The sequence below is a fragment of the Rhodococcus sp. MTM3W5.2 genome (assembly GCF_001984015.1).
GTDB lineage: Bacteria > Actinomycetota > Actinomycetes > Mycobacteriales > Mycobacteriaceae > Rhodococcus_G > Rhodococcus_G oryzae.
This window is the reverse complement of record NZ_CP019572.1, coordinates 5,600,450-5,625,553: the sequence shown is the minus strand read 5'-3', so window position 1 is coordinate 5,625,553 and position 25,104 is coordinate 5,600,450. Positions and strand designations below refer to the sequence as shown.

18 protein-coding genes, 1 tRNA gene and 1 pseudogene are annotated in these 25,104 nt (G+C 69.2%); 11 read left to right on the top strand and 9 right to left on the bottom strand.

The genetic code is table 11. The features are described 5' to 3' along the window. Positions 1 to 67 precede the first annotated feature (67 nt). Positions 68 to 1,285, bottom strand: coding sequence for a DUF3662 and FHA domain-containing protein (locus tag BTZ20_RS25825; RefSeq protein WP_077043323.1), 1,218 nt, complete (start codon positions 1,283 to 1,285; stop codon positions 68 to 70). A 162-nt stretch (positions 1,286 to 1,447) separates the two neighbouring features. On the opposite strand from BTZ20_RS25825, the gene BTZ20_RS25820 reads away from it, so the two are divergent. Beyond that, positions 1,448 to 1,530, top strand: a tRNA-Leu gene (locus BTZ20_RS25820). Positions 1,531 to 1,962: 432 nt separating this feature from the next. Here the strand turns inward: BTZ20_RS25820 and BTZ20_RS25810 are convergent. Continuing rightward, on the bottom strand, positions 1,963 to 3,015 hold the full coding sequence (locus BTZ20_RS25810; protein WP_077043321.1) for an FAD-dependent monooxygenase: 1,053 nt from the start codon (positions 3,013 to 3,015) through the stop codon (positions 1,963 to 1,965). 54 nt (positions 3,016 to 3,069) lie between these two features. Between BTZ20_RS25810 and BTZ20_RS25805 the strand changes: the two genes are divergently transcribed. The 6 genes from BTZ20_RS25805 to BTZ20_RS28755 all read left to right on the top strand — a co-directional run bounded on the left by BTZ20_RS25805 (position 3,070) and on the right by BTZ20_RS28755 (position 13,784). Next, a complete protein-coding gene (locus tag BTZ20_RS25805; protein WP_077043320.1) occupies positions 3,070 to 3,642 on the top strand; it encodes a TetR/AcrR family transcriptional regulator in 573 nt (190 codons plus the stop codon). Between the two features lie 286 nt (positions 3,643 to 3,928). Further along, a complete protein-coding gene (gene gltB / locus BTZ20_RS25800; RefSeq protein ID WP_077043319.1) occupies positions 3,929 to 8,530 on the top strand; it encodes a glutamate synthase large subunit in 4,602 nt (1,533 codons plus the stop codon). Next, the gene (locus tag BTZ20_RS25795) at positions 8,523 to 9,974 is read left to right on the top strand and encodes a glutamate synthase subunit beta (protein WP_077043318.1); all 1,452 of its coding nucleotides are present in this window, start codon (positions 8,523 to 8,525) and stop codon (positions 9,972 to 9,974) included. The genes gltB and BTZ20_RS25795 overlap by 8 nt, the downstream gene beginning before the upstream one ends. A gap of 225 nt (positions 9,975 to 10,199) precedes the next feature. Continuing rightward, positions 10,200 to 11,978 (top strand): Ig-like domain-containing protein, encoded by a 1,779-nt coding sequence (locus BTZ20_RS25790; protein WP_223263534.1) that lies wholly within the window; start codon positions 10,200 to 10,202, stop codon positions 11,976 to 11,978. Positions 11,979 to 12,069: 91 nt separating this feature from the next. Then, positions 12,070 to 13,260, top strand: coding sequence for an Ig-like domain-containing protein (locus BTZ20_RS25785; protein ID WP_223263533.1), 1,191 nt, complete (start codon positions 12,070 to 12,072; stop codon positions 13,258 to 13,260). Further along, entirely contained in the window at positions 13,257 to 13,784 is a 528-nt protein-coding gene (locus BTZ20_RS28755; RefSeq protein WP_223263532.1) for an Ig-like domain-containing protein, read from the top strand. The genes BTZ20_RS25785 and BTZ20_RS28755 overlap by 4 nt, the downstream gene beginning before the upstream one ends. 76 nt (positions 13,785 to 13,860) lie before the next feature. Here the strand turns inward: BTZ20_RS28755 and BTZ20_RS25780 are convergent, their stop codons facing one another. Next, entirely contained in the window at positions 13,861 to 14,043 is a 183-nt protein-coding gene (locus BTZ20_RS25780; protein ID WP_077043316.1) for a hypothetical protein, read from the bottom strand. A 195-nt stretch (positions 14,044 to 14,238) separates the two neighbouring features. On the opposite strand from BTZ20_RS25780, the pseudogene BTZ20_RS25775 reads away from it, so the two are divergent. Then, positions 14,239 to 15,158, top strand: a pseudogene (locus BTZ20_RS25775) (cutinase family protein). A 189-nt stretch (positions 15,159 to 15,347) separates the two neighbouring features. Next, positions 15,348 to 16,637: a PucR family transcriptional regulator gene (locus tag BTZ20_RS25770; protein WP_083742857.1), complete on the top strand. Its 1,290-nt coding sequence runs from the start codon at positions 15,348 to 15,350 to the stop codon at positions 16,635 to 16,637. Here the strand turns inward: BTZ20_RS25770 and BTZ20_RS25765 are convergent. After that, positions 16,634 to 17,719, bottom strand: coding sequence for an alpha/beta hydrolase (locus BTZ20_RS25765; protein WP_223263531.1), 1,086 nt, complete (start codon positions 17,717 to 17,719; stop codon positions 16,634 to 16,636). The genes BTZ20_RS25770 and BTZ20_RS25765 overlap by 4 nt on opposite strands. Before the next feature lie 296 nt (positions 17,720 to 18,015). Here BTZ20_RS25765 and BTZ20_RS25760 point away from each other — a divergent pair, with 296 nt between their 5' ends. Then, positions 18,016 to 18,312 (top strand): putative quinol monooxygenase, encoded by a 297-nt coding sequence (locus tag BTZ20_RS25760; protein WP_077043314.1) that lies wholly within the window; start codon positions 18,016 to 18,018, stop codon positions 18,310 to 18,312. Between the two features lie 22 nt (positions 18,313 to 18,334). Here the strand turns inward: BTZ20_RS25760 and BTZ20_RS25755 are convergent, their stop codons facing one another. Genes BTZ20_RS25755 through lysX form a run of 4 tightly spaced genes read right to left on the bottom strand, consistent with a single transcriptional unit; the run spans position 18,335 to position 23,822 of the window. After that, positions 18,335 to 18,949, bottom strand: coding sequence for a histidine phosphatase family protein (locus BTZ20_RS25755; RefSeq protein WP_077043313.1), 615 nt, complete (start codon positions 18,947 to 18,949; stop codon positions 18,335 to 18,337). Between the two features lie 57 nt (positions 18,950 to 19,006). Further along, positions 19,007 to 19,771, bottom strand: a complete 765-nt coding sequence (locus BTZ20_RS25750; RefSeq protein ID WP_223263530.1) for an alpha/beta fold hydrolase — start codon at positions 19,769 to 19,771, stop codon at positions 19,007 to 19,009. After that, positions 19,768 to 20,469: a DUF998 domain-containing protein gene (locus BTZ20_RS25745; RefSeq protein WP_223263529.1), complete on the bottom strand. Its 702-nt coding sequence runs from the start codon at positions 20,467 to 20,469 to the stop codon at positions 19,768 to 19,770. The genes BTZ20_RS25750 and BTZ20_RS25745 overlap by 4 nt, the downstream gene beginning before the upstream one ends. Beyond that, a complete protein-coding gene (gene lysX / locus BTZ20_RS25740; protein WP_077043312.1) occupies positions 20,466 to 23,822 on the bottom strand; it encodes a bifunctional lysylphosphatidylglycerol synthetase/lysine--tRNA ligase LysX in 3,357 nt (1,118 codons plus the stop codon). The genes BTZ20_RS25745 and lysX overlap by 4 nt, the downstream gene beginning before the upstream one ends. Before the next feature lie 47 nt (positions 23,823 to 23,869). On the opposite strand from lysX, the gene BTZ20_RS25735 reads away from it, so the two are divergent. After that, the gene (locus tag BTZ20_RS25735; protein ID WP_077043311.1) at positions 23,870 to 24,088 is read left to right on the top strand and encodes an RNA-binding S4 domain-containing protein; all 219 of its coding nucleotides are present in this window, start codon (positions 23,870 to 23,872) and stop codon (positions 24,086 to 24,088) included. Positions 24,089 to 24,100: 12 nt separating this feature from the next. On the opposite strand, the gene BTZ20_RS25730 is transcribed toward BTZ20_RS25735, so the two are convergent. Then, complete coding sequence (locus BTZ20_RS25730) at positions 24,101 to 24,892, bottom strand: methyltransferase (RefSeq protein WP_077043310.1); 792 nt, start codon at positions 24,890 to 24,892, stop codon at positions 24,101 to 24,103. Between the last annotated feature and the right edge of the window lie 212 nt (positions 24,893 to 25,104).

The following is a 25,104-nucleotide window of genomic DNA, read 5'->3' as shown; positions in this document are numbered from 1 at the left end:
GGGTGCGCAACCACCATACGGAATCCGAAGAGGCTTCCGCTGGTTCGGTTGTTACCGCCGTGGCGGATCAGAGGATACGGACCAAGATCTCGGAGTTTCCTGCGCGGATCACATCACCGTCGGCGAGCTGCCAATCCTGAACGGGGGCGCCGTTCACGGTGGTGCCGTTGGTCGAGCCGAGATCCGAGAGCATCGCGACCTGGCCGTCCCAGCGGATCTCGATGTGCCGACGCGAGACTCCGGTGTCGGGCAGCCGGAACTGTGCCTCCTGACCGCGGCCGATCACGTTGCGGCCCTCGCGGAGCTGGAAGTTGCGGCCGCTGCCGTCCTCGAGCTGCAGGGTGACAGTGAAGGTGCGGTCGGCATCGAAGCCCGAGTATGCGCCCGCGCCCGCGCCGTACGGCTGCTGGTCGTAGGCCGGGTAGTCCTGGCCGTACCCGCCCTGCTGGTAGTCGTAGCTCTGCGGGGCCTGCTGGGCCGGGTAGCCGGAGCCCTGCTGCTGCGGCGGGTAGGCGGGGGCCTGCGGCGGGTAGGCAGGCGCGCTCTGCTGGTAGCCGGCCTGCTGCGCGTAGGGGTCGTTGGCGGGCTGGGCGTACGGGTCGTTGCCGCCCTGCGCGTACGGATCCTGGTAGCCGCCGCCGTAGGGGCGCTCGTAGCCGTTGCGCGGCTGCTCGCTCGCGTAGCCGTTGTTGCGCGGCTGCTCGCTGGGGTAGCTGTTGCCGTTGGCGTACCCGTTCGAGGCGTACGCCGGCTGGTATTCGGGCCGGCCCTCGTTGTCCGCGGGCTCGCGGTTGGCGTCGTAGCCTGAGTTCTGCGTCATGGGGCCAGCTCCTGGGTTCGGATGAGCGGAGGGTCGAGGTAGCGGGACTGCGTGCACTTCCGGGCCTGGGCTACGAGCCGGTGGCCGCCCCGCATCGGGGTCCACCGTCCCGCTGGTCCGGAACTGGCCCGTGTGCAGCGCCGGGCTCGGTTCGAACCGCACGGTGATGGGGCCATAGGTCTGCCATCCCTGGTCGCGGATGAAGCCCTCAAGGTGTCGGGCGAAGGCCTTGACTGTCAAGTCCCGGTCCGTCGCCAGTTCGTCGTGATCGGATTCGTTGATGGTGATCACGTACATGTTGGGGGCCAGCAGGTGTCCGCCATCGAGGTGCTGAACCCGGTCGGTGGCCTCCTGCTGGAGTGCGGATTCCACCTCTTGGGGCATGACGCCGCCTCCGAAGACCCGGGCAAAGGCATCCCCGACGGCGCCCTGCAGCTTGCGCTCGAATCGCTGGACGATCCCCATCGTGGCTCCTCTCCGGTCCCGGTGGCGTGTCGCGGCCTCGATGCCGCCACTGCATGATATCTACCTTTGCCGGATGCCGGTGTGGGTGATCGCTTCCTTCGCAGGTCGAAGGGGCGAATCGTCATTCCCGGCCGGCGCGTGTTAATGTTTCCGGCGTCGCTCGGGCGAGTGGCGGAATGGCAGACGCGCTGGCTTCAGGTGCCAGTGTCCTTCGGGACGTGGGGGTTCAAGTCCCCCTTCGCCCACCGTGAGCAGTTCGATGAACTGCGCAAAACGAGGTCACGAACTCGAAAGAGTTCGTGACCTCGTTTTTTTTTGGTTGATATGGCCCATATGCCATCGCGAATACTCCGCACCGACCTGCGCCCGATGCCGCTGCACCCCGCTACCGGGCTCCCGCGAGGCGTGGTCGGCGGTGATCTGGAGGTCCGTTACCTGCTCGGCGGGGAGACGGGTGGTGTCGGGAATGCCGTCGCCTGGGCTCCACGTCGACCGCGGGACCTGGCGCGCGCCAACGACTCTGCAGCGATCGGGAGGGTCACCGACGCGAAGCTCGTGACGTCCCTCACAATCCGATGAGGTCACGATCCGGTCACGCTATGGTTACCGCAGCACTGACCGCAGCTGACTTGATCGCTGCGGTCAGTCGTCATTTCGGGGCCTTTCGCGGTCCCGCGTCATCCGAGCCTGGTCGCCAGGCCGATCGCGACATCCCGCAGCGGCGTCAGCCGGGTGGTGGTCGCCACCTTTCCCATGGTCCTCGAGGCGCGTACCAGCGCACGCGTGGGCCGCCGACGGCGCCGGTCGTAACGACGCAGGGCCTCGGACACGTCCGCGCTCTCGGTCAGCGCCCTGCCGAGGGCCACCGCGTCGACCATCGCCTCGCAGGCTCCGCGGCCGAGGTTCGGCGCCATTGCATGTGCCGCGTCGCCGATCAGGGCCACGTTGCCCCGTACGTACGACGGCAGTGCCGGGCTCTCGTAGAGGTCGTGGTGGAGCAGCGCGGCGGGGTCGAGCCGGTCGAGGATCGCCCGGAGGTCGGGGTGCCAGCTGCCGAACCGCTCGCGCAGGAAGGCGGCGCCGCCGTCGGAGTTGTCTGGTCGTTCCGCAGGCTCCACTCCCGCGATGTCCGGTTTCATGCGGACCGCTGCGAAGAAGTTCGTCAGGCCACCGTCGCGCGGGCTGATCCCGAAGAGCGCGCCGTCGCCCCAGGTCTCGGCGGAGTTGTCGGCGGTGCCGGACACCCAGCCCCGCCAGGCGGCCATCCCGAGCGGGCGGGGGCGGTAGCGCTCGCCGAACACCGCGTCCCGGATCCGGCTGTTGATGCCGTCCGCGGCGATCACGACGTCGGCCCCGCCGCCGGTTCGGTCCCCGGTGGTGTCGTAGCGCAGTACCCCCGGCGCCAGCGGCGCGGCCAGGGTGCTCAGCAGCGCAGGCCGCGACAGCAGGGTGGTGGACCCGCCCCGCACCGTGATGCGGGCGATCGCGGTGCCGTCCGGGCGCAGCACTGCGCCGGACGACTGCGAGACACCGAGTTCGCGGACCCGGTCGCCGAGTCCGATCGCGTCGAGGGCGGCGAGTGCCTGCGGCCACAGGCCGAGCGCGGTGCCGGTGTGGGGCAGCGCGTCGGCGCGCTCGTGCACCTGAACCACCCATCCGGCCCGGATCAGGTAGTTCGCGGCGGTGAGGCCGCCGATGCCGCCGCCGACGACGGTTGCTGTTCGCCTCATATCCGACACGCTACTACGGATGTAGTGTCGATACTACTGTTGTAGTGTCGCGGCATGTCCGGTAAGCGCGAGCGCGTCCTCGATGCCGCCATCGAGGTGCTCGGCACGCGCGGCCTGCGTGGGCTGACGCACCGGGCCGCGGATGAGGTCGCCCGTATCCCGCAGGGCTCCACCTCGAACTACTTCCGGACCAGGGAATCGCTGCTGGAGGCGGTCATGCTCCGGCTCGTCGAGCGCGATCGCGAGGACTGGAGCGTGCTCGCGGCGGTGCCCCAGCCGGCCTCGGTGGACGAGTTCGTCGCGGGGATGACCGCGTTCGTCCGGTCGGCGACCGGACCGGACCGGGTTCGGACCGCCGCTCGGTACGCGCTGGTCGTCGCCGCGGTGGCGGAGCCGGCGCTGGCAACCCCGCTCGGCCGGGCCAGGGGCGAACTCCTCTCCTGGGCGACCGGCCTGCTCGCGGGGCTAGGAGCGGCCGAGCCGGAGCGGCTGTGCCGAATCCTGGCGGACTACGTAGACGGGCTGATACTGCATCAGTTGTCAACGCCCGCAGCACAATTCGATCCCGGGGGCGAGATCGAGGCGGTCGTGCGGGCCCTGCTCGGGGCGGATTCCTGCCGCTCCTGAGCGTCGGGGATTCCCGACCTATGCACTGGTCAGGCGGCCAAAAGGCTAACCTAAGTTGGCGCTCAACGGGGGTGCTGAATTATCGTGTTCGGAACATGCTGGACACACAACCGTCCAGATAGTCACTCAGCCACGTCGGCGGAGGCGGGGACACATCCCGATCACCGTCTGCCGCCGCAGCTGAATGGGCGCGCCGGCCCAGTGTTGCGTCGGCGCTTTGTATTGCCACGTGATGGCCATCAGCGTTGCTGGTCGTCTGTGCATCTGACGCACACGAAGGCTAGGTATGAAGCAATTTCCAGGCCACAGGTCTCCCGGACCCCAGGGCCTCTATGACCCCGCGAACGAGCACGACGCCTGTGGTGTCGCGTTCGTCGTCGACATGCACGGCCGCCGCAGCCGCGACATCGTCGAGAAGGCCATCACCGCGCTGGTGAACCTCGAACACCGTGGTGCTGCCGGTTCCGAGCCGAACACCGGCGACGGCGCGGGCATCATGCTGCAGGTCCCGGACTCGTTCCTGCGCGCGGTCGTCGACTTCGACCTGCCCGCCGAGGGTGCCTACGCGACCGGTATCGGGTTCCTCCCGCAGGACGCCGCGGCCGCCGACGAGGCCGCCGCCGGCGTCGAGAAGATCGCCGCGGAGGAGGGCCTGACGGTCCTCGGCTGGCGCGCGGTCCCGACCGACGACTCCTCGCTTGGTGCGATGGCGCGCGACGCGATGCCGACGTTCCGGCAGGTCTTCGTCGTGGCGGCCGACGCGTCCATCACCGGCATGGCCCTGGAGCGGCGCGCCTACGTGGTCCGCAAGCGCGTCGAGCACGAGCTCGGCGACGGCGGGGCGGGCGAGGACGGCCCTGGCCGCGAGTCGGTGTACTTCCCGAGCCTGTCCGGACAGACCATCGTCTACAAGGGCATGCTCACCACGCCGCAGCTCAAGAGCTTCTACCTGGACCTCCAGGACGAGCGGATGGAGTCGGCGCTCGGCCTCGTGCACTCGCGCTTCTCCACCAACACCTTCCCGTCGTGGCCGCTGGCGCACCCGTTCCGGCGCGTCGCGCACAACGGTGAGATCAACACCGTCACCGGCAACGAGAACTGGATGCGCGCACGCGAGTCGCTCATCGAGTCCGACGTGTTCGGTGCAGGCGCGCTCGAGAAGATCTTCCCGATCTGCACCCCGGGTGCCAGCGACACCGCGCGCTTCGACGAGGTGCTCGAGATGCTGCACCTCGGTGGCCGCAGCCTCCCGCACTCCGTGCTGATGATGATCCCCGAGGCGTGGGAGCGGCACGAGAGCATGGACCCGGCCCGCCGGGCGTTCTACGAGTACCACTCCACGCTGATGGAGCCCTGGGACGGACCCGCCTCGGTGTGCTTCACCGACGGCACCGTCATCGGCGCCGTGCTCGACCGCAACGGTCTGCGCCCGAGCCGCATCTGGGTGACTGACGACGGACTGGTCGTGATGGCCTCCGAGGTCGGTGTCCTCGACATCGATCCCGCCAAGGTGATCAAGAAGGTCCGCCTTCAGCCGGGCCGGATGTTCCTGGTCGACACCGCGCAGGGCCGGATCATCAGCGACGACGAGATCAAGTCGGAGCTGGCGGCCGAGCACCCCTACCAGGAGTGGCTCGACGGCGGGCTCGTCCACATGGCCGACCTGCCCGAGCGCGACCACGTGCACATGAACCACGAGCGGGTGCTGATCCGTCAGCAGATGTTCGGGTACACCAACGAGGAACTGAACGTCCTCATCGCGCCGATGGCCAAGACCGGCGGTGAGGCGCTCGGTTCGATGGGCACCGACACCCCGATCGCGGTCCTGTCGGCCCGCCCGCGCCTGCTGTTCGACTACTTCTCGCAGCTGTTCGCACAGGTGACCAACCCGCCCCTGGACGCGATCCGCGAAGAGGTCGTCACCAGCCTCGGCGGCAGCATGGGACCGGAGGGCGACCTGCTCCACCCGGGCCCGGCTTCCTGCCGCCTGCTGGCGCTGCCGCAGCCGATCCTGAACAACGACGACCTCGCCAAGCTGGTCCACGTCAACGACGACGGTGACTTCCCCGGCCTGCGTTCGGTTGTCGTGCCCGGCCTGTACCGGGTCGCCGACGGCGGCAAGGGCCTGCGCAAGGCGCTCGACGACATCCGTCACCAGGTGTCCGAGGCGATCGCGGGCGGGGCTCGGATCATCGTGCTCTCCGACCGGAACTCGAACGAGACGTTCGCCCCGATCCCGTCGCTGCTGCTGACCTCGGCCGTGCACCACCACCTGGTCCGGGAGCGCTCGCGCACCAAGGTCGGACTGGTCATCGAGACCGGTGACGCCCGCGAGGTGCACCACATGGCCACGCTCGTCGGCTTCGGTGCCGCTGCCATCAACCCGTACATGGCCTTCGAGACGATCGAGGACATGATCGAGGGCGGCGACCTCACCGGCATCGCCTTCGAGGACGCGGTCAAGAACTACATCAAGGCCGCAGGCAAGGGCGTGCTGAAGGTGATGTCCAAGATGGGCATCTCCACGCTCGCGTCCTACACGGGCGCGCAGCTGTTCCAGGTGATCGGCCTGTCGCAGGAGCTGGTGGACGAGTACTTCACCGGACTGAACTCCAGCCTCGGCGGTATCGGCCTCGACGAGCTCGCCTCGGACATCTCCATCCGGCACGCGGCCGCGTACCTGAACCGTCCCGAGGAGCGCGCGCACCGCGAGCTCGAGGTTGGCGGCGAGTACCAGTGGCGCCGCGAGGGCGAGTACCACCTGTTCAACCCGGACACGGTGTTCAAGCTCCAGCACGCCACCAGGACCGGTCAGTACTCGATCTTCAAGGAGTACACCAAGCTCGTCGATGACCAGTCGGAGCGTCTGGCCTCCCTGCGTGGCCTGTTCAAGTTCAAGAGCGGTGTGCGCCAGCCGATCTCGATCGACGAGGTGGAGCCCGCCTCCGAGATCGTCAAGCGCTTCTCGACCGGTGCGATGAGCTACGGCTCCATCTCCGCCGAGGCGCACGAGACACTGGCCATCGCGATGAACCGTCTCGGCGGTCGCTCCAACTCGGGTGAGGGCGGAGAGCATCCGTCGCGCTTCGAGGTGGAGGCGAACGGCGACTGGCGCCGGTCCGCGATCAAGCAGGTCGCGTCCGGCCGGTTCGGTGTGACCGCGCACTACCTCAGCAACTGCACGGACATCCAGATCAAGATGGCGCAGGGTGCCAAGCCCGGCGAGGGCGGCCAGCTGCCGCCGCACAAGGTGTACCCGTGGGTCGCCGAGGTGCGCGGGTCCACCCCTGGCGTCGGCCTCATCTCGCCGCCGCCGCACCACGACATCTACTCGATCGAGGATCTCGCGCAGCTGATCCACGACCTGAAGAACGCGAATCCCGCAGCTCGTATCCACGTCAAGCTGGTCTCCGAGATCGGTGTCGGCACCGTCGCCGCGGGTGTCTCCAAGGCACACGCCGACGTGGTGCTGATCTCCGGTCACGACGGCGGCACCGGCGCCACCCCGCTGACCTCGGTCAAGCACGCGGGCGCGCCGTGGGAGCTCGGCCTCGCCGAGACCCAGCAGACGCTGCTGCTCAACGGTCTTCGCGACCGGATCGTGGTGCAGGTCGACGGCCAGCTCAAGACCGGCCGCGACGTGATCATCGCCACGCTGCTCGGCGGCGAGGAGTTCGGATTCGCCACCGCGCCGCTGGTGGTCTCCGGCTGCATCATGATGCGCGTGTGCCACCTCGACACCTGCCCGGTGGGCGTCGCGACCCAGAACCCGGTGCTGCGCAAGCGATTCGCGGGCAAGCCCGAGTTCGTGGAGAACTTCTTCATGTTCATCGCGGAGGAGGTGCGTGAGCTCCTCGCCGAGCTCGGCTTCCGCACCATCAACGAGGCGGTCGGCCAGGTCGACGCGCTGGACACCACCGAGGCGCTCGAGCACTGGAAGGCATCCAAGCTCGACCTGTCGCCGATCCTGGCGAAGACCGAGTCGTCCTTCATGGATCAGGACCTGTACTGCACCGGTTCGCAGGACCACGGGCTCGAGAAGGCGCTCGACCAGCAGTTGATCGCACAGAGTCGTGCGGCCATCGACAGCGGTCAGCCGGTGAAGTTCGAGTCGAAGATCACCAACGTCAACCGGACGGTCGGCACCATGCTCGGCCACGAGGTGACCAAGGTGTACGGCGGTGCGGGCCTGCCCGAGGACACCATCGACATCACCTTCACCGGATCGGCGGGCAACAGCTTCGGCGCCTTCGTCCCGAAGGGCATGACGCTGCGGCTGCACGGCGACGCCAACGACTTCGTCGGCAAGGGACTGTCGGGTGGACGCATCGTGGTGCGCCCGCCGCTGCAGGCCGCCGACGGGTTCGTCGCCGAGGAGAACATCATCGCGGGCAACGTGATCCTGTTCGGCGCCACCGGCGGCGAGGCACTGATCCGCGGCATCGCGGGTGAGCGTTTCGCGGTCAGGAACTCCGGCGCGACCGCGGTGGTCGAGGGCGTGGGCGACCATGCCTGCGAGTACATGACCGGTGGACGGGTGGTCGTGCTCGGCGCGACCGGACGCAACTTCGGTGCCGGCATGTCCGGTGGCGTCGCGTTCGTCTACAACCCGGAGAAGTCCTTCGAGAAGGACCTCAACACGGAACTGGTCGATCTCGAGGACCTCGAGCACGAGGACTTCGGCTGGCTGAAGGGTGCCATCGAACGGCACCGGGACGAGACCGGGTCCGAGGTTGCCGCGCGCATCCTCTCGGACTGGTCTCAGCAGGTGAATCACTTCGTGAAGGTGATGCCGCGCGACTACAAGAAGGTGCTCGTGGCGATCGACACCGCGAAGAAGAACGGAACTGACGTGGACGAGGCAATCATGGAGGCAGCTCGTGGGTGATCCAAGCGGCTTCCTCAAGCACACCTCGCGCGAACTGCCGGTTCGGCGGCCGGTGCCGCTGCGACTGATGGACTGGAAGGAGGTGTACGAGGACTTCGATTCGAAGACCCTCCGCACCCAGGCCAGCCGATGCATGGACTGCGGTATCCCGTTCTGCCACAACGGTTGCCCGCTCGGGAATCTGATCCCCGAGTGGAACGACCTGGTGCACAAGGATCGCTGGCGCGACAGCATCGACCGTCTGCACGCGACCAACAACTTCCCGGAGTTCACCGGTCGGTTGTGCCCGGCGCCCTGCGAGGCGTCCTGCGTGCTCGGCATCAACCAGGATCCGGTCACCATCAAGCAGGTCGAGGTCGAGATCATCGACCGCGCCTTCGACGAGGGCTGGGTCAAGCCGGTGCGGCCGTCCAGCCTGACCGGTAAGAAGATCGCGATCGTCGGTTCCGGGCCTGCCGGCCTTGCCGCGGCTCAGCAGCTCACCCGGGCCGGTCACACCGTGACCGTGTTCGAGCGGGCCGACCGTATCGGTGGTCTGCTCCGCTACGGCATCCCCGAGTTCAAGATGGAGAAGCGCCATATCGACCGGCGCCTGGTCCAGATGGAGTCCGAGGGCACCATCTTCCGCCCGGGAGTCAATGTCGGCGTGGACATCTCGGCGGAGCAGCTGCGTGCGGACTTCGACGCCGTCGTGCTGGCCGGTGGCGCCACCGAGGCGCGCGACCTGCCGATCCCCGGCCGCGAGCTGGACGGCATCCATCAGGCGATGGAGTTCCTGCCGATCGCCAACCGCGTGCAGCTCGGCGATGCGGACGCACCGTCGATCACCGCAGAGGGCAAGAAGGTCGTCATCATCGGTGGCGGCGACACCGGCGCCGACTGCCTGGGCACCTCGCTGCGCCAGGGCGCGGAGCTGGTGCACCAGTTCGAGATCATGCCGCGTCCGCCGGAGGCCCGCGCGGACTCCACCCCGTGGCCGACGTACCCGCTCATGTACCGGGTCTCCTCGGCACACGAGGAGGGCGGCGAGCGGGTGTTCGCGGTGAACACCGAGCAGTTCTCCGGCGTGGACGGCAAGGTCACCGGCCTCAGGGCGCACGAGGTCAAGATGGTCGGCGGCCGCTTCGAGAAGCAGGAGGGCACCGACTTCGAGCTCGAGGCCGACCTGGTGCTGCTGGCGATGGGCTTCGTCGGACCGGAGAAGCCGGGCCTGCTGACGGACCTGGGCGTCGACCTGAACGAGCGCGGCAACGTGACCCGTTCCGGCGAGTGGGCGACCAACGTGGACGGCGTGTTCGTGGCCGGCGACATGGGCCGCGGCCAGTCGCTCATCGTGTGGGCCATCGCGGAGGGTCGCGCCTGCGCGGCCGCCGTCGACAAGTTCCTCGAGGGCGAGACCGCGCTGCCCTCGCCGATCGTTCCCACGGCGGCACCGCAGCGATGATCACGGGCCGGTAACGGCCAACCACTGAACGGCGAACCCGCCGTCCCGACAGTTCGGGGCGGCGGGTTCGCTGCGTACGGGGGGATTTCCCGGTATGTCGGTCATATGGACGAATGTTCAGAAAAGCGGGTACGTATCCGTTTTGTGACGGTTAGGCTTCCGGCGATTCTGTGATGTGAGTCACGCCACTGCAACCCACTTCGGTGGGCCGTTCAGGAGGTAACCGTGCTCTTGTCCATGACCCGTCGCCTTGCGACACCGATCGTCGCGGCCACCGCCGCGATGGGACTGCTGCTCGGCGGCGCCGCCACCGCCGCCGCCGATCCGCCGCCGCCGGCCTCGTCGGGTGACCAGTCGGCGGACAACCTGCGATGGAACCTCGGCCTGACCGCCGTGAACGGGACCGCGGTCGATCCCGCCACGCCGGGTGTCAACATCGTCCACCCGGGCGACACCGTGACCTACACCGCCAAGATCTGGAAGACCGCGGGCATCGGCCGGTACATGACCGCGATCCGGCAGATCCAGCCCGCCGGCTTCCAGTACCTCTCGCACACGATCAGCAAGCAGTCGAACATCAGCAACGAGGGCGCCGCGGGCGTCAAGGCGACGTGCACGGGGGGCGGTTGCAACTCGGTGCCGATCCTGGGCAACAAGGGCTACCTCGACAACGTTAACTTCGACGTCACCTACAAGATCCCCACGACCCAGCCCTTCGGTGACTACAACGCCGGCTTCGTGTTCGACGTCTTTGCGTTCAGCACGCAGTCGGGCGCCAACCCGGCAGGCGCGTGGGTGCGTGTCGTCGACCCCGCTGTCAACACCACCACCGACCTGCAGGTCCCGGCCACCGCCAAGACCGGCACCCCTGTCGACCTCACCGCGAACGTCGGGCCCGCCAACGCGGTCGGCACCGTGCAGTTCAAGGACGGTGCCGCGAACATCGGCGGCCCCGTCGGCGTGGCCAACGGCAACGCGACCCTCTCGCACACCTTCGATTCCGTTGGCGCGCACAATATCTCCGCGGTGTTCACCGGGGGACCGGGCTTCCACGACTCGACCTCCGGGGTGAAGACGGTCGACGTCACCGCCGACACCACGACCGCGATCCAGGTGGCGGCCACCGCGCTGGTCGGCGACGACGTCCAGGTCACCGCGACGGTCACCCCCGCGACCGCGGTCGGCACCGTGCAGTTCAAGGACGGCGCGACCAACGTCGGCGAACCGGTCCCCGTGGTCAACGGCACGGCCTCGATCACCCGCAAGTTCGACGAGGCGGGCACCCACAGCTTCGTCGGCGTCTTCACCGGCACCGCCGGATACACCGACTCGGTGTCGCCGCCGGCCGAGCTGATCGTGAAGGACCCCGACTGGGGCACCACCACCACCGTGCTCGAGCCGGTCACCGCGGTCGTCGGCACCCCGGTGAACCTGTCGGCCACCGTGCACCCGATCCCGAGCGGCGGCACCGTCAAGTTCCTTGTCAACGGCGCGGAGGTTGGCACCGCACCGGTGGGCACCGGTGACGGCGTCGCGATCCTGCCGCACACCTTCGGCGCCGCGGGCACCGCCAACGTGGTCGCCGAGTTCACCGGCACCACCGGCTTCACCGGATCCACCTCGCCCGGCTTCACCGTCACAGTGAACGACCCGGACACCCGTGAGGCCACCACCACGGCCCTCGCGGTCACCGGCAACGCGGCCGTCGGACAGGCCATGCAGTTCAAGGCGACCGTCGCGCCCGCGGGTGCCAACGGCACCGTGCAGTTCAAGGTCGGCACCACGCCGGTCGGCGGCCCGGTGGCAGTCGTCAACGGTGTGGCCACCATGTCGCACACCTTCGCGGAGGAGGGCACCTACGGCGTCACCGCCACCTTCATCGGGGGCGCCGGGTTCAAGGACTCGGTCTCCGGTCCCTCCGTGGTGAACGTCGCGGTCGCGGGCACCCCCGGTGGCACGGGCAGCCTCGACACCGGATCGCTGTCCAGCCTCTTCGGTAGCTAGCCGACCCACCCCCAGCCGGCCCCGGGGCGTGCCGCGTGCACACCCCGGGCCCGGGTGGGGATCCAGACTTTTCCCTATCTCAGGAGAATTCATGCAGAACAAGAGAATTCGGCGGATAGCGACTCCGATCACCGCGGCGGCCGTCGTCGGGATCACCGTGTTCGGCGGCATGCCTGCCCAGGCCGCCCCGATCACCACCAACTTCACCGCCACCTGCCTCGCGACCCCGTCGGCCGTCGAAGGCCCGCAGACGCAGTCGCAGCCGTCGTCGGTGACTGTCGATGCTCCCGCGAGCGTCGATGCCGGCCAGGAGTATGAGGCCATCATCGCGCCCCCGCCGATCACCTATCCCAACGCGGTGTCGGTGGCGAACGTGCAGAACGTCTCGCGGATCAAGATCGACATCGACGTGCCACAGAATGCGGATTTCCTCGGTGCGGACATCGTGCCCGGTACCAGCTCCGGGCTCAGTGGCGTTGCACCTAATGTGCTGCGGGTCAACGAGAACGGCACTGTCGACCCGAACGGGACCATCCTGCGGCTCTCGGGCAACAATGCCACCATCGGAAACGGTCCCAACTCCAGCAAGAACTCCGAGGGCGGCATCGTCGCGCCCGCGGTGAGCGGCGCGAACACCACCTTCCAGCTGCCCAAGGTCAAGGTTCGGCTGCGGGCGGGTGCGTCCGGGAACGTCCAGATCAAGCTGCGCACCGGCGGTGATGCGGGGGCGTGGGCCAACGACAAGAACTTCCTGACGTTCCTGCCGAAGGCGAGTGCCGTGTTCATCACCGCCTGGGCCCCGACCCAGTGCACCCCGCGTGACGCTCAGAGCGCGCCCCTCAACGCGGGTGCAGGCCCGCTGGCGACGACCAGCATCGCCGAGGCGGACAAGGCCACCACCACCACCCTCGCAGGCCCGGGCAGCGCCAAGAACGGCACCCCGGTCACCCTGACCGCCAACGTCGCACCCGCGGCAAACGGCGGCACGGTGCAGTTCAAGGACGGTGACGCCCTGCTCGGCGATCCGATCGCGCTGGCAGGCAGTAACGCGGCCCTCACGACGACGTTCACCGCCGATGGCGACCACCCGATCACCGCGGTCTATTCCGGCGCACCCGGATTCGTGGGATCCACCTCTGCGGTCAAGATCGTCAAGGTCACCACCGACGCACCGCCGGAAACGGCGACCACCACCACGGTCGAGGCCCCGGCCAACGCCAAGGTCGGCCAGGACGTGAACCTCACCGCGCGGGTCACCCCGAGGGCACCGGTGGCACGGTGAACTTCATCGTCGACGGCGGGTCCCCGGTGACCGGCATGGTCGGCACCGACGGCATCGCCGTGGCGCCGTACACCTTCACCACGACCGGAACCCACCGGGTGGTTGCGAAGTTCAGCGGCGCACAGGGTTTCGCGCCGTCGACCTCGCCCGCCTTCCCGGTGAGCGTCACGACGCCCGCGCCCGCGGACGTGGAGACCACCACCACCCTCGCGGCACCCGGCACAGTGGAGAAGAACGTCCCGGTGACGCTGAGGGCGACGGTCGATCCGGCCAACGCCAAGGGCAAGGTGCAGTTCAAGATCGGCACCGCGCTGATCGGTGGCCCGGTCGACGTGGTCGACGGTGTCGCGACGCTGCCCACCACGTTCCACAACTCCGGCACCTACAACGTCACGGCGGAGTTCACCGGTGACGCCGGGTTCACCAGTTCCGCCTCTGCTCCGCAGACGCTGACGGTGCCCGGCGCCACCGGTCCGGGTAACGGCGGCGGACTCGGCAGCCTGGAGAGCATCTTCGGCTCCTGATCGAGGCCGAGCGCTCGGGGTGCGTCGCCGGCTCACGGCCGGCGGCGCACCCGCCGCTCCCTGCGGGGAGGTCCCGCTACACCCCAGCGGTGAGCGCAACGGTCAGCGGAACGACCGTCAGACAGCAGATCGCGGCCGCGAACAGGGTGATGACCAGCCCTCGATTCCAGCGGCCGCGGGCGCCGCTGGCCGCCGTCACGAACAGGACGAACCCGACGCAGACGGAGGCGATCGTCACGAGTACGGCGGCATCGACCATGGTTCGATTCTGCCTCGCTTCGGGGGTGGGCCCGCGTGCACCCCGGGGGTATCGCGCGGAGGGTGATCTCGGTGCGCGAAAACCCCGGGGTCTGCGGTAGCGTCTGGTTCATCGTCTGTGCATCTTTTTGATACCTCCCGCGGGCAGTATGGGCTGGCCGGACCGGGAATCGGAAGGAAAGAGGGGGCTCGCACAATGCGCCTGAAGAAGTCCATCGCAGTACTGTCCGCATTCGCTGCTGCCACCGTGGGGACGGTGCTCTCCGGCACGGCCGCCCAGGCCGATCCGGCCGGAGGCAATTGCCCGAGCATGTATGTGGTGGCCGTCCCGGGTACCTGGGAGACGTCAACGCAGCCGGACAAGCGTCCCGGCCCCGGCATGCTCGCTGCCGTGACGAACGCGCTTCCCGCGTCGAAGATCCGGTCCGACTACGTCACCTATGCCGCGACCGCGTTCCCCTGGGAGGCGGAGGTGTACGGGGCATCGAAGAAGCAGGCCACCGACAACGCGCGGGGGATGCTGGAGGCGATGCAGAAGGCCTGCGCCAACACGCGTTTCGGCATCATCGGCTACAGCCAGGGAGCGGACGCGGCGGGCGATCTGGCCGCGGAGATCGGCACAGGAACCAGCACCATCCGCCCGAGAAGGTGGCGGCAGTCGGCCTGCTCTCCGACCCGCGCCGCGCGGACACCGACGTGCTGATCGGCCCGCGCGTGCCGGGCATCGGCTCGGGCGGCCCGCGGATCGGCGGTTTCGGCTGGCTCAGCGATCGCACGGTGACCTTCTGCGCGCCAGGGGACCTGTACTGCGCGACCGAGCGCACCGACTTCGTCACCAGGTTGGCCGGCTTCCTCGCCCAGAACTCGGATCCGGGCTCCTCGGATTCCCCGCGCTACGGCGACGAGGCGACGATGATCTGGAACGACCTGCTCGGTGCTGGCGGCATCCCGACGCTGCAGAACCAGCTCACCGATGAGGCGAACAAGGGCCGCAGGAAGCAGCTCGAGCGGTTCTACGGGTCGGGCGCGCACCAGGACTACCAGGGGTACGCGGTCGACGGAGCGGGGAACACCCCGACCACCTGGTTGGCGGGCTGGCTGCGCGACCGCGCCTGATCGACAGGGGCTTGCCCCGCCGATCACCTCGTTGCGATCACGCGATGAATCCGCTGCTCATCGCGTGATCGACCGGCCCCGGGCCGGGGCGACACCGGATTTCTGGTCAAGTGGGGCCAGGGTCCGGCACAATGCCCTGCGACACGGCGGACAGACCCGCCACGTTGTCGGGCGCGAGGGAGCAGCGGCATGCGATCGTCAGGTGAAGCGGCCTTGGGCGCGCGGGAGCTCGTTATCGCGCTCGCCTCGGCGATGGAGGCGCAGAGCGAGGAACTCGCGTCGCGGGTGATCGATCGGCTGACCTCCGAGATCGAGGAGGCCAGGGATCCGCTGATCGCCACCATGCAGGTCGCCACCACCGTGGAGTCGCTGGCATCGATCCGCCAGATCCTGCAGCACCGGATCGAGGCTGGGCGCACCGATGCGCCCGCGACGGCGATCGAGTACGCGCGGCAGCTCGCGCAGCGCGGGGTCTCGCTCGCCGCTATGGAGCGGGCCAACCGCCTGTCCACGGACACCGTGATGCGGTGGTGCCTCGAACAGATGGAACTGCTCAGCGACGACGCCGCGGTGGTCGCGCAGGCCGCGCTGCTGATCATGACCGACACCGCCGGCTACGGCGATCGGGTGGCGCACCAGCTCGCGGCCGCCTACGAGACCGAGCGCGCGCTGTGGCTGCGTCGCAGCAGCATCTCCCGTGAGGCCTGCATCGGACAGCTCCTGACGGGCCGGGCCACGGACCTGCCCGCCGCCGAACTGACACTCGGATATCGGCTGGCCCAGCGGCATCTGGCGCTGGCGGTGTGGACCGAGCGGGCCGAATCCCGGGACGGCGGGACGAGTTTTCTCGAGCGGTCGGTCGGCGCCCTCGCGGAACGACTCGGCTGCAACGGCCCACCGCTGGTCCTGCCGCGCGCCGACAACGAGGTGTGGGCCTGGTTGCCTGTCGGGCCGTCGGTCGACCTCTCCGCGATCGGGCCGATCGCGGCCGCCTGGGAGCACCCCGTCAAGCTCGCGGTCGGGGTGCCTGCAGACGGGGTGACCGGATTCCGTCGCACCCACGAACAGGCGATGTCGGCGCAGTTGGTGGCGCAGAACTCGGCGCGTCGTGGCCCGCTCGTCGTCTCGAGCGCGGAGGTCGGCGCGATCGCGTTGATGTGCGCGGACATGCCCGCCACCGTGAGGTGGGTGCGCGACGTCCTCGGTCCGCTGGCCGTGGACGATGCCGCAAGCGAGCGGCTGCGGGCGACGATCCGCGTGTTCCTTGCCAACGGCGCCAGCTACACCGCGACCGCGGAACAGCTGAACATGCACAAGAACTCGGTGGTGTACCGGCTCCGCAAGGCGGAGGATCAGCTCGGGCACAAGCTCCGGGACGGCCACCTCGACCTGGAAATCGCTCTGGCGCTGTGTCATTGGCTCGGCGCGGCCGTGCTCGAGGCGGGACCGGATTCGGCCGCCCCGAGCGCAGGCGGCTAGCGGACCAGGCTCAGCGGTTCCCGTGTCGCCGTCTTGACGAAGTAGGCGATCTCGTCGATCGCGCGCTGTGCCTCCGGCACCACGTCGGCGGCCGCCTGGAACACGTGCACCTGCCTGCGCCACACCTGGAGCTCGCAGGGCACGCCCGCCTCGGCCAGCCGGTCGGCCATCAGCTCGGAATCGGGCAGCAACAGCTCGTGCGACCCGACCTGGATCAGCACCGGCGGCAGTCCCCGCAGGTCGCTGTCGACCGGACACAGCCGTGAACGGTCGCGGAGCGACCCCGACCGGCTGTCGGCCCGGTCGGAGATCCGGGCGAGCTCGTCGAGCGCGTGGCTCGGGAGCATGGCGTCGCGGCCCGCGTTGCGGTGCTCGGTCTTGCGGGCCGGATCCATCTCGGTGAGGGGCGAGAGCGCCACGATGCCGGCCGGACCGGGCAGGCCCTGCTCACGGAGGGCCAGCGGGATCATGAAGGACAGGTAGCCGCCCGCCGAGTCGCCCGCGATGACGATCTGATCGGGCCGGTAGCCCTTGGCCAGCAGCCAGCGGTAGCCGTTGACCCCGTCGTCGACCGCGTTGCCGATGCTGTGCGTCGGGAGCATCCGGTAGTCGACCATCAGGACCGGCGCCTGCGCGGCGGAGGAGATCCGGGAGACCAGGCGCTGGTGGGTGCCGACCCCGCAGAACATGAATCCGCCGCCGTGCAGGTAGAGGACGACGCGATCGCTGTCGGCGCCGTCCGCCTCGACCCACTGCGCGCTGCAGTTGTCGAGCAGGATGGTGTGGCTGCGGGTGCCCTCGATCGGCGGATGCATCAGCGCACCCAAGTCGTCGAGGAACTTCAACGGCCAGGGCAGGGCCGACGCCTTCGCCCACATCGAGATGACAGGGCGCACCGTCATCCGCAGTGCCTGGGCCAGCACGCGCGACTGCATGCTGGTGCCGTGGATCTCCTGGCGATCAACCGTGGTCGGGAGGTGGCCCGGCTGCGGCGCGACCGCGCCGTCGACGAACCGGGCCCGCACAGAACCGAACTCGCGGTCGCCGGCATTGACAAACTCCACAACTTCACTGCTGGTCACGTAGACATCCTTGGGGCTTCGCAGGGAACGCGATCGTCATCGGTGCGCGCGGCGCGGAGGCCGCCTGCGCGGTCAAAATGTGATGGCGGTCACTGACATTTCAAGGACACTAGGGCGGATCGCCCGCCCTGCCACCGGGCGCACCGCACGAGAAATCCGACCGCTTCTGTACTGAGCGTCCAGTTTTTACGTACAAGCGTCCAGTTCGGGGTTTGGATAACCCCGCGGAGGGCGTCTGCGGGCAAGTAGCGTGACCGGAAACGGCCGCACGGGGTGGCCTGAGAGAAGGGGAGCCGATGTCGGATCTGAAGGTGGTGGCCACCATCGCCGCAAAGCCCGGTTCGGAGGAGATCGTGCGGGACGGCCTGTCCACCCTCGCCGCCGCCAGTCGTGACGAGGACGGCTGCCTCGGCTATGAGCTGTACGAATCGTCGGCCGCCCCCGGCACGTTCGTCACGGTCGAGGTGTGGACCGGCCAGGAGGCATTGCAGGCGCACATGGCGACGCCGCACCTGCAGGCCGCGTTGGGCACGTTCGGCGCCCACCTGGCGGGTGCGCCGCAGATCCACCCGCTGACCCCGATCGAGGTCTGAGTCCGGTATCCGGACCCGGTCGTTACGGGCGGTGCCGGATCAGCAGGTCTCGCACATGGCCGGTCTCGTTCACCGAGGCCACTCGGGCATTGCCGTTGCGGGACACCAGGACACGGGTGATCGACGCGTAGTCGATCGGGAAGGTCAGCGGGCGGTCGAGGCCGAGCAGGCCCTGCAGGTACACATTGATGACGCCGCCGTGCGCGAACACGGCCACGGTGTCTTCGTGGTCGGCCCCCGCGACCACCCGGTCCAGGCCCTCGTGGACCCGGGACCGGAACTCCCGCTCGTCGACGAAGTCGGGGAGGTGCCCGGCCAGGATGCGGGCATAGGCGTCCGGCGCGATCGTCTTGGCCTCGTGGATGGGCACGTAGTGCGCACGGCCGTGGTCGTATTCGGCGAGCCGGGCATCGGCGGTCACGGTCAGCCCGCGGGCCGCCGCGACCGGCGCCGCCGTCTCGAGGGCGCGCCGCTGCGGGCTGCTGACGATCGCCGAGATCGGGTACGGGTCGAGGGCGCCGGGTAGCCGTCCGGCCTGTGCGTGACCCTCCGCTGTCAGGCCCGGGTCCGCGCCGTCGGCGGACTCGGCCGAGAGGATTCGTTCGGGCAGCGCATGACGGATCAACAGCAATTGCACCCGGTCAGACTGTCATGCTCGCGATCAGCGCGGCGACCGAGGCCGGGCGGTCCGCCATCATGTTGTGCCGGGCGGGCCGCAGCGATTCGAACCCGGCGCCGAGCCGGTCGGCGAGCCGTCGCTGCTCCCGGACCCAGCGCCGCGACCGGCCGGAGTCGGCGGCCACGACCAGGGTCGCGGGCAGGGGCCGAGCGGGCGGAGTCGCTCGAGCTCCGCGCCCAGGTCCGGGTACGCCGCGTTCTCGATCAGGGCCGATCGCAGGTAGTCGGGGTCGGTGAAGGTCTGTCGGATCCACTCGACCGCTTCCGCGTCGGGAGCGCCGTGGGTGACCAGGCGCACCCACGGCCCGGCCAGGCGCTGGAGCCCGCACGCCGAGGCGCCCCGAGCGAGGCCGGTCGAGACGTCGAGCCGCCATCGGCGGGGGAGTGCGAGGGGGTGGCGCGCGGCGATGCTGGCGTCGAGCAGCACCAGGGCCGCGGCCCGCCCGGGGTGCGTCCGTGCGAATCCCTCGGCGTACCAGCCGCCCATCGAGTGGCCCACCACCGTCACGGGCCCGCGCACCTCGGCCGCGTCGAGCACCGCACCGATCCGGTCGGCCTCCCCGCGGACCGTCGGCGGCTCGTCGGAGGCGGGACTGAGCCCGAACCCGGGCCGGTCGAACCGCACCACGGTGCAGGCCCGGGTGAGCAGGGCCGCGACCCCGTCCCAGTCGAACCAGTTGCCCGCGAGCCCGCCGACGAGCACCACCGGCGGCCCGGATCCCTCCACCACCACGTGCAGGGATCGGCCGCCGACCTCGACGAGGGTTCCTGGTGGTTTCACGTGGAACTCCGTCGGCCTTCCTGGGCGGTGAGCAGTGCGGCGAACACGATCCAAGCGGTGACCGAGATCAGCTGCAGTCGCTGTGCGTAGCCGAGGAGCCAGACCTCGTCGCCCCGCCCGTCCATGTCGACGGCGAAGAGGGTCCACACGGTGCCCACCGAATAGAGGGCGACGACGCCAAGCCCGAACCAACGCAGCGGGTGCGGCCATCCGTAGCGGTAGGCGGCGAGGATGAAGGCGAACACCGACACGGCCGCGGCGGTCGCGGCGGCCGAGCTGGTCACGGCGTGCAGCGACCGGACGGCGTGCAACAGGCCTGCCTCCTCGCGGCCCGCGCACTCGCTGCTGGCGTGGGCGGAACAGGCCAGCGGCATCCGGGAGTCGAGGAACGTGCTGACTGCGAACACCGCCAGACCGATCCAGCCGATCGTGGTGAGCAGCCGGCGCGGGCGCAGCGCCAGGCCGAATCCCGCCGCGGTGGCGAGCACGATGCCGGTGAGCAGGTCCCCGGTGCGGAAGAGGAATCCGTACGGCTGATCCAGCGCGGCCAGTTCGCTGACGTAGGCCCGGCTCGGGTCCAGGCCCGTCGGCAGCACCCACTCCAGCATCCACGACGAGTACAGCACCGCCCCCAGCACCAGCAGGCCGATCAGGATCCGGCGGATCCACCGCTGGGTGTCGGGCGCGGTGTCGGTCACTGGCGTGGCTTGGCCAGGGGGAACGCCAGTGATTCCCGGATGCTGCCGCCGGTGATGAGCATGACGATCCGGTCCACACCCATCCCGATCCCGCCGGTGGGCGGCATCGCGTGCTCGAGGGCCTGCAGGAAGTCCTCGTCCAGCTCCATCGCCTCCTCGTCGCCGCCCGCCGCCAGCAGCGACTGCTCGGTGAGCCGCCTGCGCTGGTCGACCGGATCGGTGAGCTCGCTGTAGGCGGTGCCGAGTTCGACACCCCAGGCCACCAGGTCCCACTTCGCGGCGACTCCGGGAATGGTGGGGTGCGGCCGGGTCAGCGGCGACATCGAGGTGGGGAAGTTGGTGTAGAAGGTGGGGAACTCGGTCTGGTCCTCCACCAGGTGTTCGTACATCTCCTGCGCGACCGCGCCTGCGTCCCAGTCGGACTGGTGCGGGATCCCGTTCTCGTCGCACAGCCGTCGCAGTTCCTCGATGGGGGTCTCCGGGGTCACCTCGACGCCCAGCTTCTCGGCGACCGCGCCGTGCATGGTCTTGACCGGCCAGTCGCCGGAGATGTCGACCTCGACCGGGGTTCCGTCTGGCCCGGGGCGCAGGATGATCTCCCGGCCGTGTGCGGCCACAGCCGCCGCCTGGATCAGCTCCCGGCACAGCACCATCATCCGCTCGTAGTCGCTGTGCGCCTCGTACGCCTCCAGGATCGTGAACTCTGGGTTGTGCTTGAAGTCCACCCCCTCGTTGCGGAACACCCTGCCGATCTCGAAGACCCGCTCCATGCCGGCCACGCACAGCCGCTTGAGGTAGAGCTCCGGCGCGATGCGCAGGTACAGGTCCAGGTTGTAGGCGTTGATGTGGGTGATGAACGGGGCCGCGTTCGCGCCGCCGTGCACCTGCTGCAGGATCGGGGTCTCGACCTCCATGAAGGCGCGCGAGGTGAGCGAGTCCCGCAGCGACTTCACCACCGCGCTGCGGGCGGTGAGCAGGTCCCTGGCCTCGGGATTGATGGCGAGGTCCAGGTAGCGCTGGCGGACCCGGGTCTCCGGGTCGGACAGTCCCTTCCACTTGTCCGGCAGCGGGTGCAGGCACTTGCCGTTCATCCGCCACTCCGCGGCGAGCACGGACAGCTCGCCCTTGCGGCTGCGGCCGATCGTGCCGCTCACCTCGATGAGGTCGCCGAGGTCGAAGTCGGCGGTGAACTCGTCGAGCCGGTCGCCGACGGTGGTGCGGTCGAACAGCACCTGCAGGTCGCCGGACCAGTCGCGGACCTCGGCGAACGCGACGCCGCCGTAGGCGCGGATCCGCATGAGCCGCCCGGCGATCCGGACCCGGGTGCCCTCAGGTGACGAGGCTGCCGCGGCGACGGTGTGGGTGGGCGGGTAGGCCACCGGGTACGGATCGATGCCATGGGCGGCCAGCCGGTCCAGCTTGTCCATCCGCACCCGGACCTGTTCCGGGCGACGGGGTCCGACCGTCTCGGTGGCGAGCGCGGCGACATCGTCGGGCGCACTGCCGTCCGAGTGCAGCAATCCCGCCGCCGCCACGGACTGCGGCACCGCGACGCGGGTGCCGGTGTGCTTGCTGATGTCGCGGCGCCGCCACCGCGGCAGCGTGACGAAGCCCTCCGCCACCGCGGACGCCATGCCGACCTTCGGCAGCACCCGACTGTCGGAGAAGCACAGGTAGCGCGGGGCCCAATCCGGTTGGTACTTCACGTTGGACCGGTACAACGCCTCGAGCTGCCACCACTTGGAGAAGAACACCAGGATCGATCGCCACACCCGCAGCACCGGCCCGGCGCCGATCCGGGCACCCTCCTCGAAGACCGACCGGAACACCGCGAAGTTCAGCGACACCTTGTTGACGCCGAACCGGTCCGCGCCGGTGGCGAGCTCGGTCACCATCAGCTCCACGACACCGTTGGGCGCCTTCGGGTTCCGGCGCATCAGATCGAGCGACACCCCGGTCAGACCCCACGGCACCAGCGAGAGCATGCCGAGGACCTCGCCGTCGGACGTGCCGTCGCCGTCCGGGTCAGTCTCGCCGATGGCCTCGACCAGCAGGCAGTCGCCGTCGGCGACGTCGCCGAGCCTCCCGAGGGCCATCGAGAAGCCGCGCTCGGTCTCGGTGTCGCGCCAGGCGTCCGCCCTGGCGATCACCTTCGCCATCTCCTCGGGTGGGATGTCGCGATGACGTCGGATGCGAACGGTGACGCCCTGCTTGCGAACCCGGTTGACCGCCTGCCGGACCTGACGCATCTCGCGGCCGCTCAAGTTGAACTCGCGGGTGTGCAGGATCGCCTCGTCGCCGAGCTGGAGGACGGTCAGCCCCGCGCGCGCGTAGGCGGTGGCGCCGAGCTCGCTCGCCCCCATCACCGCAGGGGTCCACCCGTAATTGGAGGCCAGGTCCAGCCACGCGTCCACCGCGTGTGGCCAGGCCTCCTCGTCGCCGATCGGGTCGCCGCTGGCCAGGCAGACGCCGAGCTCGACCCGGTAGGTGACCGCCGCCTTGCCGCTTGGTGCGAAGATCACCGCCTTGTCGCGGCGGGTCGCGAAGTAGCCGAGCGAATCGTCGGCGCCAGAGCGGGCCAGCAGTCCGCGCAGCGCCGACTCGTCGTCGCCAGTCAGGGCGTTGTCCGAGCGCTGTGATCGGAACAGGGTGACCACCGCGGCCAGCAACGCGAGGGCGCCGAGCAGCCCGAGAAGGGTGCTGACGAAACCGTGTGTGCGCCCGTCGAACTGCTCGTTTTCCAAGACGACGCCGCCGAAGACACGGTTGAGCGACCAGAGCAGCCGCTGATCAGACGGCAGGGTGCCAGGGAACAGCTCGACCAGGGCCCAGCCGAGCAGGGTGCCGATGGCGAGGCCGAGGAGCAGCACCCCGAGCGCCTTCCAGCCCGCGCCGCGCCTGACCCGCGTGTAGAACTCCTTGCGCGCGGCGATGAGCACGCCGATCACCGCGAGGTGGACGACGAGGGCCAGCGCCGCGTTCATGTTCCGCTCGGCGATGGCCTGGGCGAGATTGGTGAGGGCGATGAGGACCAGGTAGATGGTGAGCAACCACCACGCGATGCGCTTGCGGCTGGCGAGCGCCGCCGCGAGCAGCGCCAGCACCAGGGCCCAGACGATGCTGGTGTCCGGTGCGTCGAAGTAGTAATTGTTGACGTACTCGCGCGGCGTCCGGACGAGGTACCGCAGCACGGGCGAGATGCTCCACAGGAAGACCAGGGTCGCGTAGACGCCGATCACCAGGCCGGCGATGTGCGGCACCTGCCTGAAGTGCCCGGTGGTCGGTCTGCCCAGCCGCCGGGGTGCGGGATGAGCGGACTCGAGCGACGTTTCGGTCGTGGTGGTCGGCGTCATCTACCCAGTGTGAAGGGTTCTCCGTCGGTGTGGGGGATGATGAACGAGTGCCTGCGCCCCAAGATGTACCGATCCGCGACGAGTCGATCCGCCTCGGCCAGTTCCTCAAACTGGCGAACCTGATCGAATCGGGCGCCGATGCCAAGGGTGTCATCGCCGACGGTCTGGTCAGCGTGAACGGTGAGGAAGAGGTCCGCCGTGGCCGCCAGTTGCACGAGGGCGACGTGGTGGAGATCGGTGGGATCAGCGTGCGGGTGTCCCGCTAGGGGGCTCGGCGGTCAGACCACGAGCGGGACAAGGGCCTTGCGGTCGGTGGGGTAGTCGTCGAACTTCTCGCGGTACCACTTGTGGGTCGCGATGGCCCGGGGGATCAGGTTGCCCGCGGTGATCAGGAAGATGGCGACGCCGGCAAGTGACCAGGTCAGCAGGGCGAACCCGGCCCAGGCGATGAGCTCGCCGAGGTACGCCGGGCTGGTGACGAACCGGAACCCGCCGCCGTACGGGATCTTGTACTCCGTCGCGCCGGGGTTCTGCTTGTCCCGGAGATTGCGCACGATCGACTCGGACGACACCAGCAGCGCGAATCCGCCCAGGTAGATCACCACGCCGATCAGGAAGCGGGGATCGGTCAGCCACTCGGTTCCGTACTGGTTCAGGTAGTCGTGGCTGAAGAAGGCGCCGTTGAGGTAGCCGTGCATGCAGGTCACCAGCATGCCCATGCCGATAACGGAGACATTGAAGGTGCTGCGCTTGCCAGGGACCTGCCGGATCGACAGCGGGAAGAACCAGCCGCGGTTCGCGTAGTGCAGCAGCCAGATCCCGGCGAGCACCAGCGAGGTGGGCTCGAACCGGTTCGGGCCGGTCAGGAAGAAGATCGCGAACACCACCGTCGCGGGGATCTCCATCAGCCACCAGCCCAGCTTCGGGTTGAGGTTGAACCCGAGGTTGGTCGAGCTGAATCGACCGTATGAACTCTGGGCGAAGAAGCCGCCGACGATGACGAACGCCGCGAAGGCGAAGGCGATCGTCAGGACGGTGTCGTAGACCGTGTTCCCGGTGTACCAGTGCATCGAGATCCTTCATCGTGCGAGCGGCCTGCTCGGCCACGTTCCAGGCGGCGACGCCGGATCGGCGACGCTCAAACTGGAACACGTTCTACCACGTCTCGATTCTGTCCGCGGCGCTATCGCGCGATCGGTGCCCTTGTGACAGGCCCTGGCAATGGCGCGGTTTGGCCTCGAAGACGAGGCGGGGCGCACGAATGGACGGCACGCCCCGCTCG